The sequence below is a fragment of the Streptomyces sp. NPDC048172 genome (assembly GCF_043202595.1).
Lineage (GTDB): Bacteria > Actinomycetota > Actinomycetes > Streptomycetales > Streptomycetaceae > Streptomyces.
The window spans coordinates 136,340-148,346 of the sequence record NZ_JBIDAT010000011.1 but is presented as its reverse complement, the minus strand read 5'-3'; the positions used below and the strand labels follow the sequence as shown (position 1 = coordinate 148,346).

The 12,007-nt window shown below is 72.3% G+C and carries 10 protein-coding genes; 7 read left to right on the top strand and 3 right to left on the bottom strand.

The window, feature by feature from the left end; genetic code table 11:
- The first annotated feature begins 140 nt into the window (after positions 1-140).
- Both ACGF3A_RS37980 and ACGF3A_RS37975 read left to right on the top strand, forming a co-directional pair.
- Complete coding sequence (locus ACGF3A_RS37980; protein WP_393735086.1) at positions 141-938, top strand: aldolase; 798 nt, start codon at positions 141-143, stop codon at positions 936-938.
- A complete protein-coding gene (locus ACGF3A_RS37975; RefSeq protein ID WP_393735085.1) occupies positions 938-1,828 on the top strand; it encodes a dihydrodipicolinate synthase family protein in 891 nt (296 codons plus the stop codon). Before ACGF3A_RS37980 ends, ACGF3A_RS37975 begins: the two co-directional genes overlap by 1 nt.
- Positions 1,829-1,856: 28 nt before the next feature.
- On the opposite strand, the gene ACGF3A_RS37970 is transcribed toward ACGF3A_RS37975, so the two are convergent.
- The 3 genes from ACGF3A_RS37970 to ACGF3A_RS37960 all read right to left on the bottom strand — a co-directional run bounded on the left by ACGF3A_RS37970 (position 1,857) and on the right by ACGF3A_RS37960 (position 5,276).
- Positions 1,857-3,323 carry an exo-alpha-sialidase gene (locus ACGF3A_RS37970; RefSeq protein ID WP_393735084.1) on the bottom strand — a complete coding sequence of 489 codons (1,467 nt, stop codon included), beginning with the start codon at positions 3,321-3,323 and terminating at the stop codon, positions 1,857-1,859.
- Positions 3,324-3,406: 83 nt separating this feature from the next.
- A complete protein-coding gene (locus ACGF3A_RS37965) occupies positions 3,407-4,384 on the bottom strand; it encodes an acetylxylan esterase (RefSeq protein WP_393735083.1) in 978 nt (325 codons plus the stop codon).
- Between the two features lie 139 nt (positions 4,385-4,523).
- Positions 4,524-5,276: a FadR/GntR family transcriptional regulator gene (locus ACGF3A_RS37960; protein ID WP_393735082.1), complete on the bottom strand. Its 753-nt coding sequence runs from the start codon at positions 5,274-5,276 to the stop codon at positions 4,524-4,526.
- Between the two features lie 136 nt (positions 5,277-5,412).
- Here ACGF3A_RS37960 and ACGF3A_RS37955 point away from each other — a divergent pair, with 136 nt between their 5' ends.
- The 5 genes from ACGF3A_RS37955 (at position 5,413) to ACGF3A_RS37935 (ending at position 12,005) form a co-directional block, all read left to right on the top strand.
- Positions 5,413-7,002 carry an ABC transporter substrate-binding protein gene (locus ACGF3A_RS37955; RefSeq protein ID WP_393735081.1) on the top strand — a complete coding sequence of 530 codons (1,590 nt, stop codon included), beginning with the start codon at positions 5,413-5,415 and terminating at the stop codon, positions 7,000-7,002.
- A gap of 63 nt (positions 7,003-7,065) precedes the next feature.
- The gene (locus tag ACGF3A_RS37950) at positions 7,066-8,016 is read left to right on the top strand and encodes an ABC transporter permease (RefSeq protein ID WP_393735080.1); all 951 of its coding nucleotides are present in this window, start codon (positions 7,066-7,068) and stop codon (positions 8,014-8,016) included.
- A gap of 1 nt (position 8,017) precedes the next feature.
- Positions 8,018-10,078 carry a dipeptide/oligopeptide/nickel ABC transporter permease/ATP-binding protein gene (locus tag ACGF3A_RS37945; RefSeq protein WP_393735079.1) on the top strand — a complete coding sequence of 687 codons (2,061 nt, stop codon included), beginning with the start codon at positions 8,018-8,020 and terminating at the stop codon, positions 10,076-10,078.
- The gene (locus ACGF3A_RS37940; protein ID WP_393735078.1) at positions 10,075-11,028 is read left to right on the top strand and encodes an oligopeptide/dipeptide ABC transporter ATP-binding protein; all 954 of its coding nucleotides are present in this window, start codon (positions 10,075-10,077) and stop codon (positions 11,026-11,028) included. The genes ACGF3A_RS37945 and ACGF3A_RS37940 overlap by 4 nt, the downstream gene beginning before the upstream one ends.
- 32 nt (positions 11,029-11,060) lie before the next feature.
- Positions 11,061-12,005, top strand: a complete 945-nt coding sequence (locus ACGF3A_RS37935; protein ID WP_393735077.1) for a dihydrodipicolinate synthase family protein — start codon at positions 11,061-11,063, stop codon at positions 12,003-12,005.
- The last annotated feature ends 2 nt before the right edge of the window (positions 12,006-12,007 follow it).

Here is a 12,007-nt window from a genome sequence, read left to right as displayed (position 1 = left end):
CGGTGACTCTCCATTCGCTGTCACAGGGACAGTACCGGCACCCTTGCTGCATGACACAAGGTTTCCTATCGTGCAACTTGTTTCCTGCACGGCCACATTCTCTCGGAACCACGACCACGCAGCCCGGAAACGGAGCGCAGATGGCCAAGACCCTGCACGACACGAAAGACACCCTCGTCGACCGCGCCGAGCGGCAGATGGACACCCACTTCGGCGACTCGAAGCTGACCACCCGGCAGAAGGTCGCCCTGACCTGCCGTATCGCCTACGACGGCGGGCACGACTCGGGGCTCGCGGGGCAGATCAGCGCCCGCGGCCCGGAGAACGGTACGTACTGGACGCAGCGGCTGGGGCTCGGCTTCGACGAGATCACCGAGGACAATCTGCTGCTCGTGGACGAGGATCTGCGGGTCCTCGAAGGGGAGGGCATGCCCAACCCCGCGAACCGGTTCCACTCGTGGATCTACCGGGCCCGCGAGGACGTCAACTGCATCATCCATACGCACCCGCTGCACGCCGCGGCCCTCGCGATGCTCGAAGTGCCGCTGGTGGTCTCCCACATGGACACCACGCCGCTGTACGAGGACTGCGCGTTCCTGAGGGACTGGCCCGGCGTACCGGTCGGCAACGAGGAGGGGGAGATCATCTCCGCGGCCCTCGGCGAGAAGCGCGCCATCCTGCTCGCCCACCACGGCCAGCTCGTCACCGGCGCCACCGTCGAGGAGGCGTGCTCCCTGGCGGTGATCATCGAACGGGCCGCGCGCCTCCAGCTGCTCGCCATGGCGGCGGGGACGATCCAGCCCCTGGACCCGGCGCTCGCCCGCGAGGCCCACGACTGGACCTCGACCGACCGCCGCAACAAGGCGAGCTTCGCCTATTACGCGCGCCGGGCGCTGCGCATCCACCCCGACTGCGTCACCGGCGAGGTGGAGCTGTGATGAGCGAAGCACCTGTGCACGGCATCATCTCCTACCCCGTCACCCCCTTCGCCCCGGCCACCGGCGAGGTCGATCTGACCGTGCTGCGCGCGCTCACCGGCGAGCTGGTGGCGGCCGGAAGCCATGCCGTGGCGCCGCTGGGAAGCACCGGCGAGAGCGCCTACTTAACGGACTCGGAGTGGGACGCCGTCTGCGAGACGACCCTCGACGCCGTCGCGGGGCGGGTCCCCACCGTCGTCGGCGTCGCGCACTGGAGCACGGAGGGTACGGTGCGGCGCGCACGGGTGGCCGCCCGGCACGGGGCCACCGCGGTCATGGTGCTGCCGCTCGTGTACTGGAAGCTGACCGAGGCGGAGCTGGCGCGGCACTTCGCGACGGTCGCGGACGCCGCCGGTCTCCCCGTGATGCTCTACAACAACCCCGGCACGAGCGGCGTCGATCTCCTGCCCGAGACCGTGGCCGGGCTCGCGCGGCGGATACCGAACCTGACGATGGTCAAGGAGAGTTCGGGCGACGCCACCCGCTTCCGCGCCCTGCGCGAACTCTCCGACGGGGCGCTGTCCGTCTACAACGGGAGCAATCCGCTCGCCCTGGAGGCCTTCCGCGCGGGCGCCGCGGGCTGGTGCACCGCGGCGCCCGCTCTCGTCCCCCGCCAGTGCCTCGCGCTCTACGAAGCCGCCCGGCGCGAGGACGCGGAGGCGGCCGACGCGATCCTCGCGGAGCTCCTCCCCTTCCTCAGCTTCATCGTCCAGCAGGGGCTGCCGAGGGCCGTCAAGGCGGGGCTCGCGCTCCAGGGGCGGGGCGTCGGCAGCCCGCGCCCGCCCCTGCTGCCGCTGCCGGAGAAGGAGACGGAGCAGCTGCGCCACCTGCTCCAGGGCCTCTCCGCCTGACGCCTGACGCCTGACGTCTGACGGCGCTCTAGCGGAGCCAGTCCGTGGTGAGGCGGGTGAAGTAGATGCCTCCCTTGTCGCCGACCTCGTACAGGTTGCCGACGGAGCCGTCCTTCAGGACGGAGAGCGCCGAGTAGCCCGCCGCACCCGGCTTGATCACCGCGCGCCGCGACCAGGTGGCCCCGTCGTCCTCGCTGAGCCGCACCGTCAGCTCGTTGCGGCCCGAGGTGGAGGCGGTGTTGCTGAACAGGGCCGTGCCGGTCAGGCCCGGCTTGCCCGCGCCCGGCTTCAGGTACGCGATCTCGTCGGCGTTGTTGCCCGGGTCGGGCAGCGCGTCGGAGCGGGTCATGGCCCCGAAGGGGGCGGTGGCGTCGGGGGAGGTCGCGTAGTAGCGGGCGCCGCCGGAGTTGTGCCGCATGTTCTGGGTGACGGCGCCGGTGGAGCGCTGCACGGCCTTGGACTCGTTGACGTCCGTGCCCGCCTCGGACCCGGCCTTCCAGGTCTTGCCGTGGTCGTCGCTGACGAGGTTGCCGGTGTGGGTGCCCTTGTCGTCGCGGTAGACGACGGGCTGGACGAGGCGGCCCTTGTCGGTCTGGATGCCGTGGCCCGAGGAGAGGAACTGGTTCTTCCAACCGGGCTGCTTGACCTGCGCGTTCATATCGACCGGCTTGCTCCAGGTCGCGCCGTTGTCGTCGCTGGAGACGTACTGGAGGTGCTGGCCCTCCGCGCTGTCCTCGTAGAAGCCGGTGCCGGGGCGGGCGAAGTTGTAGAAGAGGAAGACGCGTCCGGTCTCGCGGTCGACGAGGAGGCTGCTGTCGCCCGTGCCCGTGTCGGTCCTGTCCGCGTGGGCGACGATCTCGGGGTCTGTCCAGGTCGCGCCGTTGTCGGTGCTGCGGCGCAGGCCGACCTGGATGTTGGAGGGCAGGTCGGTGCTGCCGTCCACGCGCGCGTCGGTGGCGGCCAGGATCGTGCCGTCGTTGGTGGTGGCCAGGGCGGGGATGCGGACGGACTTGGCCTTGCCGTCGTACTCCTTGCCGTCCGCGCCGAGCAGCCCCTTGAAGACGGTGTCGGTGGAGAAGAGCCGCGTGGTGTTCAGCTGCGGGGTCCCGCTGCCCAGGCCGCAGGAGATCTTGCCGCTCTCGGTCCGCTGGAAGCCGCCGGGGGCCGTGGCCTTGAGCGTGTAGGCGGTGCCCTTGGCCCGGGTCCAGTGCAGCTCGGTGCTGCCGCCCGCGGAGACGGTGCGCTGCACGGACGCCCCGCCGTCGGGGCCCGCGACGGTGAACTCGACGTCGGCGCCCGACCTGTTCTCCAGGATGAGCTGGAGCGCGCCGCCGGTGCAGTCGACGGCCGTACGGGCGGAGAGCTGGGCGGGATCGGCGGCGGTGCGGGCGGCCTGCGCGGCCGGGGCGGTGAGGGCGGTGGCGACGGCGGCGCCGACGACCGCCGTCGCGGTGAGAGCCGCGCCTCGGCCGTACGTTCTCAAGGTGTGCCGCATGCGGTGTTCCTTTCCTCTCCGGTGGATTCCGGTGGACCGGACGGCGACGCCGCCCGGAAGCTGGGCGGGAGCTGGGCGGGGCGTCAGCCGAGGAGGGCGCGCAGCCAGGCGAGCTGCTCGCGCTGCTGGTACTGGCCGCCGCCCTCGTGCCCGTTGAACTCGTAGATCCGCGCCTCCTTCGGCCCGCCGTAGTGGTTGAGGGCCGTGAAGCAGGTGGAGGGCGGGCAGATCTCGTCGCGCATCGCGACGGAGAAGAGCGCGGGGGCGCTCGCGCGGGCGCCGAGCAGCGCGGCGTCGAAGTACGAGAGCGTGCGGAAGACCGCCTCCGTACGGTCGCGGTCGCGGTGCAGGCGGAGGTACTCGGCGACCCCGGCGTACGGCGGCTGGAGGGCCAGTTCGACACCGCGGCGTATGTGGCACAGGAACGGCACGTCCGCCATCACCCCCGCGAGGCCGGGCGCGAGTCCGGCGGCGGCGAGCGCCATGCCGCCGCCCTGGCTGACGCCCGCGACGACGACGCGGTCGGCGGCGACGGCCGGATGGGCCCTGGCGGTCGCCACGCAGCGCACGGCGTCGGTGAACAGGCGCCGGTAGTAGTGCGTGTACGGGTTGTGGATGCCGCTGGTCAGGAAGCCGGGGACCGTGCCGTGCGGCGCGGATCCCGGGTCGGGGGTGACGCCGGGCGAGGCCGACCAGCCCTGGCCGCGGGTGTCCATGACGAGGTGGGCGTGGCCCGCGAGCGCCCAGAGGGTGTTCTCGTGGGGCAGCCCGCGTCCGCGCCCGTAGCCGAGGAACTCCACGACACAGCCGAGCGGTTCATCCCGCGCCGTACGCGGGAGGTGCAGCCAGCCGCGTACGGGGTCGCCGTCGAAGCCCGTGAACGTGACGTCGTACGTGTCGACCAGCGCGAGCCCGTTCTCGACCGGCTCGAACTTCGGGTCCCCGGCGTGCTTCTCCGCCTCGCGGCAGGTCTGGGACCAGAAGTCGTCGAAGCCGTCGGGCTCCGGGAGTTCGGGGCGGAAGTCGCGGCACTCCGCGAGCGGAAGGTCGGCGAGGGGCATGGAGGCGGGATCTCCCTAGGAGCGCAAGGACACATGACGTCAGACGTCTTATGGCCGTGTGACCCTAGGGAGAACTCCGCGAGAACGTCAAGAGCCCTCACACAGAGCCGGGTCGGGGCGGAGGGGGAACCCTCCGGGCTCAACTCCCCTCGGCGGCACCGCCCGTGGCGTTCCGCGCGCGCGAGTCGGCCAGCCTGCGCCGTACGGGCGCGTAGTGGTCGGCCAGCGCCGCCACCAGGGCCGGGGCGTCGCCCGCGCGTGCCGCGTCGACGATGCGCTGATGTGCGGCGATGGTCTCCTGCTCGCCCTCGTGCGTGACGACGTTGAGGTGCGGGGCGACGATCGCGTAGACGTCCCAGAAGGCCATGGAGAGCTGGCCGATGAGCGCGTTGCCCGCGGCGCTGACGAAGTGGGCGTGGAAGGCGCGGTCGGACTCGATGAACCCGGTGCCGTCGGCGGCGCCGCTGCGCCGCATCTGCTCGACGAGCCCCTCCATCGTGTCGAGGTACTCCGCGTCCAGGGAGACGACGATGCGCTCGGCGACGCCGCGCTCGAAGAGCTCGCGCGCCTCCAGCAGGTCAGACATGACCTGCATGTCGTCGTCGGCGCTGAGCATCCCGCGGAAGGTGAGCGACTCGACGAGGGCGGAGAGGCTGAGGCGCCCCACGTAGGTCCCGTGGCCGTGCCGGACCTCGACGATGTCCAGCGCGTGCAGCGTCTTCACGGCCTCGCGGACGCTGGAGCGGCTGGCCCCCAGCGCCTCGCACAGGGCGCTCTCGGTCGGGAGGGGGTCTCCGGGGCGGAGGTGATTCTCCAGGATGTACCGCTTGATCCCCTCGGTCACCTCCTGGCGCAGCAACTGCCTGCCCACGCCGGCCCTGCTCTCCACCATGTTCGAACTCCCCACCTCTTGACCTTCCTTCCGTCGTCGGGCTAGCTTCCCCGACCATCGGCATCAGACATCATACGTCTGATGCCCCGCCTTCCTCATCCTGTTGCGTTGCCTTGCCCCCGCGTGGAGGAGACCTATGCCCGACCGGAAGATCGCAGCGCTGGACCGCCGCGCTTTCCTGCGCGCGAGCGGCGCCCTCGGCGCCGCCGCGGCCTTCACCGCGAGCCTGTCGGCCTGCGGCGGGCCCGAGTCCACCGTGTACGCGGGGGACGGCACGGGCCGCGACACCATCGAGGCCGGGCTGTCCTACACCCTCTCCACGGGCTTCGACCCCATGATCACCTCCGGTGCCACTCCGTACGCCGCCAATATGCACATCTTCGAGGGGCTGGTCGACCTCGACCCGGCCACGCTCGACCCGCGCCCCGGGCTCGCGACGGGGATGCCGGAGAAGAAGGACGAGCTGACCTACCGCGCGACGCTCCGCGAAGGCGCCACCTTCCACGACGGCTCCGAGGTCACCGCCGAGGACGTCGTCTTCAGCTTCGAACGCGTCCTCGACAAGAAGAACGCCTCGATCATGGCGCAGTTCGTCCCCTTCCTCGACAAGGTCCGCGCGGTGGACCGCAGGACCGTCGAGTTCCGGCTCAAGCACGCCTTCGAGCTCTTCCCGTCCCGGATATCCGTGGTCCGGATCGTCCCGAAGAAGATCGTCGAGAGGGACCCCAAGGGCTTCGACGCCAAGCCCGTCGGCTCGGGCCCGTACCGCCTCGTCGGCGCGACCCGCGAGGACCGGATCACCTTCGCGCGCTGGGACCGGTACAACGGGAAGCACCCCGCCCGCGCGAAGACCATGGTCTGGCGGCTGATCTCGGACTCCTCGGCCCGGGTGAGCGCCCTGGAGTCCGGCCGGGTGCAGGCCATCGAGGACGTGCCGTACCTCGACATCGACCGGATGAAGGACTTCAGCACCGTGCGCCAGGTGCCGTCCTTCGGGCTGCTGTTCCTGATGTTCAACTGCGCCCGCAAACCCTTCGACGACCGGCGCGTGCGCCAGGCCCTGCACCACGCCGTCGACACCGAGAAGCTCATCCGGATCGCGCTGCTCGGCGGCGGTGACGCCGCCACCGGCTACCTGCAGCGCGACCACCCCGACCACCGCAGGGCCGCCACCGTCTACGGCTACGACCCCGGGCGGGCCCGCGAGCTGCTCCGCGAGGCGGGCGTACGGCGGCTCGACGTCGAACTGTTGGTCACCGACACCGGCTGGGTCAACGACGCGGCGCCGCTCGTCAAGGAGGCCTGGGACGCGGTGGGCGTCGAGACCTCCCTGAGCATCGCGCAGTCCCCCGCCCAGTACGCCAAGGTCGACCAGGGCAGGTACCAGGCGCTCCTCGCCCCCGGCGACCCCTCGGTCTTCGGCAACGACGTCGACCTGCTGATGCGCTGGTTCTACAACGGCCTGTGGCCCGAGACCCGGTACGGCTGGAAGGACGACCCGCGCTACCGCACGCTCACCTCCCTCCTGGACGACGCCGCCAGGAGCACCGACGGCAAGGAGCGCTCCCGGCTCTGGGCGAAGGCCCAGGACCTGGTCGCCGCCGAGGTGCCGCTCTACCCCCTCCTGCACCGCAGGCTGCCCTGCGCGTGGGCGCCGGACGAGCTGGAACGTTTCCGTCCGCTGCCCACCACGGGCCTCTCCTTCCTCGGCACCGCCCGCGCGTGACCCACCCCGATCCGCCCGATCCACCCGATCCGCCCGATCCACAAGACCCCTAGGAACACGACGATGATCGCTTTCCTCCGGCTCGCGCTGCGCCGGATCGCGATGCTGCCCGTGATGATCCTCGGCATCACGCTGATGGTCTTCGTGGTCATGCAGTTCTCGCCGACCGACCCCGCCTACAACGCGCTCGGGGACGGGGCGAGCCCCGAGGCCCGCGCCGCCTTCGCGAAGGAGCACGGGCTCGACGACCCGCTCCCCGTGCGCTACTTCCGCTTCCTCGGCGACCTGCTCCACTTCGACCTCGGCTCGACGGTGCCGCCCAGCTCGCCCGTCGCCGAGCGGATCGGGACGGCGTTCCCGCTGACGTTCCAGCTCACGCTGCTGAGCCTGGTCCTCGCGATCGTCTTCGCCGTCGTCTTCGGCGTCATCGGCGCCGTGTACCGCGACCGCTGGCCCGACCAGCTCGTACGGGTCGTGTCGATGGCGGGCGTCGCCATCCCCTCGTTCTGGCTGGGCGTGCTGCTGATCCAGCAGTTCGCGCTGAACACCCCGCTCTTCCCGACCGGCGGCTACACCAACCCGGCGGACTCCTTCACCGGCTGGCTGCACACCATGGCGCTGCCCGCCGTCTCCATCGCGCTGGCCGTCTCCGCCTCGCTGGCCCGGCTGGTGCGCACCTCGCTCGTCACCGAGCTGGAGCGGGACTACGTCCGTACGGCGCGCGGCAGCGGGCTCCCGGAGAGCGCGGTGCTGCGCTCGGCGCTGCGCAACGCGCTGGTCAACCCGCTGACGGTGCTCGGCATCAAGGTCGGCTACATGCTCAGCGGCGCCGTCGTCATCGAGGCGATCTTCGACCTGCCGGGGATGGGCAAGCTGATCCTCGAAGGGGTCACCGGCAACGACACCGCGCTCGTGCAGGGCACGGTGCTCACGATCGCCGTCACGTTCCTGGTCGTCAACGTCCTCGTCGACCTGCTCCACCTGCTGGTCAACCCGCGCATCAGGACGGTGTGAGATGTTCCCTGGCTCCCTCATCGGCAAGCGCGGGCGCGCTCTCGCCCGTACCGGCGTCCGCCTCCGGGCGCTGCGCGCGCTGCCCCTCTCCTCCCGGATCAGCCTGGGCGTCCTGCTGGCCGTCGTCCTCGGCGCCGTCCTCGCGCCGCTGCTGACGCAGGACCCGCTGGCGATGAGCCAGCCCGTCAAGGGCCCGGGCGCCGACCACCTCTTCGGCACCGACCGCGCCGGGCGCGACGTCTTCGCCCGGGTCGTGCACGGCGCCCGCTACTCGCTGCTGATCGGCCTCGGCGCCGCCGCGCTCGCCCTGCTCTTCGGCGGCGTGCTGGGCGCGCTGGCCGCGACCTCGCGCAAGTGGGCCGACGAGACGGTCATGCGGCTGCTCGACGTGGTGATGTCGTTCCCGCCGATCGCCCTGGCGGCCGTGCTCGTCGCGGTCTTCGGCACCAGCGTGCCAGTCATCGTCCTCACCATCGCCGTCGTCTACACCCCGTCGCTCGCCCGCGTCGTACGCGCCAACGTGCGGGAGCAGTACGGCGAGGACTACGTGGCCGCCGAGAAGGTCATCGGCGCCCGGCGCGGCTTCATCGTGCTGCGGCACGTCGCCCGCAACTGCGCCGCGCCCGTGCTGGTGTTCACCACGGTCATGGTCGCCGAGGCGATCATCTTCGAGGCCAGCCTCTCCTTCATCGGCGCCGGGGTGCAGGACCCCGACCCGAGCTGGGGCAGCGTCCTGGCGTACGGCCGGGACATCCTGCTGGCCGGGGGCTGGTGGGCGACGTTCTTCCCCGGGCTCGCCGTCCTCGTCACCGTGCTCGCGCTCAACGTGCTCTCCGAGGGGATGACGGACGCGACGTCGGCGCCCCGGCAGGCGGAGCCCGCGAGGGAGAAGGACACGGACACGGACACGGACACGAACTCGGACGCGGACACGGACACCCCGGCGGGGCCCGACCCCGTGCGCGAAGCCGCCGCCTCCGCGCACGTGGACGAGGCCCTGGACCGGCTCGCCGCGCATCTGCGCGAGGCGCCCGCCGCCGTCACGCCCGTGCCCGAGGACGCGCCCGTGCTCCTCTCCGTACAGGACCTCGGCATCCGCTTCCCCGAGCGCTACGGCGACGTCCCCGTGGTCGACGGCCTGTCGCTCACCGTGCGCGAGGGCGAGACCCTCGGCCTCGTCGGCGAGTCGGGCTGCGGCAAGAGCCTCACCAGCCTCGCCGTGATGGGGCTGCTGGCGCCCGGCGCCGAGGTCCGGGGGCGCGTCGAGTACCGGGGCCGCGACCTGCTCGGGCTGAGCGCGCGCGAGCGCCGTACGCTCATGGGCCCGGAGATCGCGATGGTCTACCAGGACGCGCTCTCCTCGCTCAACCCGTCCGTGCTGATCGGCAAGCAGCTCGGCAGGCTCACCCGGCGCGGCGGCACCAGGACCCCGTCCGAGCTGCTCGACCTCGTCGGCCTCTCCCCCGAACGCACCCTGCGCAGCTACCCGCACGAGCTCTCGGGCGGCCAGCGGCAGCGCGTACTGATCGCGATGGCCCTCTCCCGCAGCCCCCGCCTCCTCATCGCGGACGAGCCCACCACCGCGCTCGACGTCACCGTGCAGGCGCAGGTCGTGGAGCTGCTGGAGGAGCTGCAGCGGGAGCTGGGCTTCGCCATGGTGCTCGTCTCGCACGACCTCGCGCTGGTCGGCGACCTCGCGCACCGGGTCGCGGTGATGTACGCGGGCCGGATCGCCGAACTCGGGGAGATACGGGCGCTGCTCACCGACCCCTCGCACCACTACACGCGCGGGCTGCTCGGCTCGGTCGCCTCTCTCGAAGCGGGCACGGCCCGGCTGCACCAGGTGCCCGGCGTGGTCCCGCCGCCGACCGGCTTCGGCGGCGGATGCCGCTTCGCCTCCCGCTGCCCGGCGGCCACGGAGCTGTGCCGTACGACGGCGCCCCTCCTCACCCCCGCCGCCGACGGCCGCGAGCACCGCTTCGCCTGCCACCACCCGGTGGGGCACGCGCAAAGGCCGGCGCCGGAACAGGACCACGTGAAGAAGAAGGAGGGCGTCCAGTGATCGAGCTCGACGGCGTACACGTCAGGCACCGGGCCCGCAGCGGCGGCGTCTTCCGGCGGGATGCGGTGCACGCCCTGACCGGGGTGGACCTGAAGGTGGGGCGCGGCGAGATCGTCGGCCTCGTCGGGGAGTCCGGCTGCGGCAAGTCGACGCTCGCCCGCGTCCTCACCGGCCTCCAGCGGCCCACCGAGGGCACCGTGACCTTCCGGGGCGAGGACCTGTGGGGCATGCCGGCGGCGCGGCGCCGTACGGAGTTCGGGCAGAGCGTCGGCGTCGTCTTCCAGGACGCGTCCACCGCGCTGAACCCCCGGCTGCCCGTCGGACGGATCCTGCGCGACCCGCTCGACGTGCACCGGCGCGGGAACGAGCGCGAGCGCGAGGAACGGGTCACGGAGCTGCTCGACCTCGTCGGCCTGCCGGGCCATGTGCGCGAGTCGCTGCCCGGGCGGCTCTCCGGCGGGCAGCGGCAGCGCGTGGCCATCGCGCGGGCGCTCGCGCTCGGCCCCGAGCTGATCGTCGCCGACGAGCCGACCAGCGCGCTCGACGTGTCCGTACGCGCCCAGGTACTCAACCTCCTCGTGGACCTGCGCGAACGGCTCGGCCTCGGCATGGTCTTCATCTCGCACGACATCCAGACCGTGCGCCACCTCTCCGACCGCCTGGCCGTGCTCTACCTCGGGCGGATCGTGGAGGAGGGCCCGGCGCGGGCCGTCGGCGCCGCGCCCTCCCACCCGTACACCGAGGCGCTGTTCTCCGCGACGCCGAGCCTGCTGGAGACCACCGAGCGCATCGTGCTGACGGGCCCGGTGCCGACGGCCACGCACCCGCCGCGCGGCTGCCCGTTCAGCACCCGCTGCTGGAAGGCGGACGCGGCCTGCGAGGAGACCTTCCCCGCCGTCACCGAGGGAGGAGAGGGCCACCGCTGGCACTGCGTCCACCCCGCCGCCTGACCGTACGAGAACACCCGTACAAGGAGATCCACTTGAGCACCGCCCCGGATTCCGCCCCTTCCTCCCCCTTCACCGGCGTCGTCCCGCCCGTCGTCACCCCGCTCACCGAGGACGGCGCGGTCGACACGGCGTCGCTGGAGCGCCTCGTCGGCCACCTCCTCGAAGGGGGCGTGCACGGCCTCTTCGCGCTCGGCAGCTCGGGCGAGACCGCGTATCTCACCCCGGACCAGCAACAGACGGTGCTGGAGACCGTCACAGGCGCCGCCGCGGGGCAGGTGCCGGTGCTGGCGGGCGCGATCGAGCCCACCACCAACCGCGTCGTGGAGCGCGCCCGGGTCGCGGCGAAGGCCGGAGCGGACGCGATCGTGGCCACCGCCCCCTTCTACACCCGTACGCACGTCACCGAACTCGGCCCGCACTTCCGGCAGATCGCGGGCTCGGTCGAGCTGCCGCTCCTCGCCTACGACGTGCCGGTCTGCGTCCACACCAAGCTCGCCCCGGCCACGGTCCTCTCCCTCGCCGCCGAGGGCGTGCTCGCGGGCGTGAAGGACTCCAGCGGCGACGACGTCGGCTTCCGCCAGCTCGTCCTCGGCTCCCGCGAACTGCCCGGCTTCGCGGCGCTGACCGGGCACGAGGTCGTCGTCGACGGCATGCTGCTGGGCGGCGCCGACGGCGTGGTCCCCGGGCTCGGCAACGTCGATCCGCGCGGCTACGTCCGGCTGTACGAGGCCGCGCGGCGCGGCGACTGGGCCGCCGCCAAGGCCGAACAGGACCGGCTCGCCCGGCTGTTCGCCCTCGTGGACGCGGTCGAGCCGGGCACCGCCTCCGGGACCACCGGCGGCATCGGCGGCTTCAAGACCGCGCTCGCGCTGCGCGGCGTCATCCGCACCCCGGCGGTCAGCCCCCCGATGCGCGCCCACACCGAGCCCGAGACCGCCCGCGTCCGTACGTGCCTGGAGGAAGCGGGTCTGCTCTGACC

Excerpts from the sequence above, each read along its gene's own strand:
- ACGF3A_RS37980 (WP_393735086.1), top strand. The coding sequence starts at position 141 with ATGGCCAAGACCCTGCACGACACGAAAGACACCCTCGTCGACCGCGCC.
- ACGF3A_RS37975 (WP_393735085.1), top strand. The coding sequence starts at position 938 with ATGAGCGAAGCACCTGTGCACGGCATCATCTCCTACCCCGTCACCCCC.
- ACGF3A_RS37970 (WP_393735084.1), bottom strand. The coding sequence starts at position 3,323 with ATGCGGCACACCTTGAGAACGTACGGCCGAGGCGCGGCTCTCACCGCG.
- ACGF3A_RS37965 (WP_393735083.1), bottom strand. The coding sequence starts at position 4,384 with ATGCCCCTCGCCGACCTTCCGCTCGCGGAGTGCCGCGACTTCCGCCCC.
- ACGF3A_RS37960 (WP_393735082.1), bottom strand. The coding sequence starts at position 5,276 with ATGGTGGAGAGCAGGGCCGGCGTGGGCAGGCAGTTGCTGCGCCAGGAG.
- ACGF3A_RS37955 (WP_393735081.1), top strand. The coding sequence starts at position 5,413 with ATGCCCGACCGGAAGATCGCAGCGCTGGACCGCCGCGCTTTCCTGCGC.
- ACGF3A_RS37950 (WP_393735080.1), top strand. The coding sequence starts at position 7,066 with ATGATCGCTTTCCTCCGGCTCGCGCTGCGCCGGATCGCGATGCTGCCC.
- ACGF3A_RS37945 (WP_393735079.1), top strand. The coding sequence starts at position 8,018 with ATGTTCCCTGGCTCCCTCATCGGCAAGCGCGGGCGCGCTCTCGCCCGT.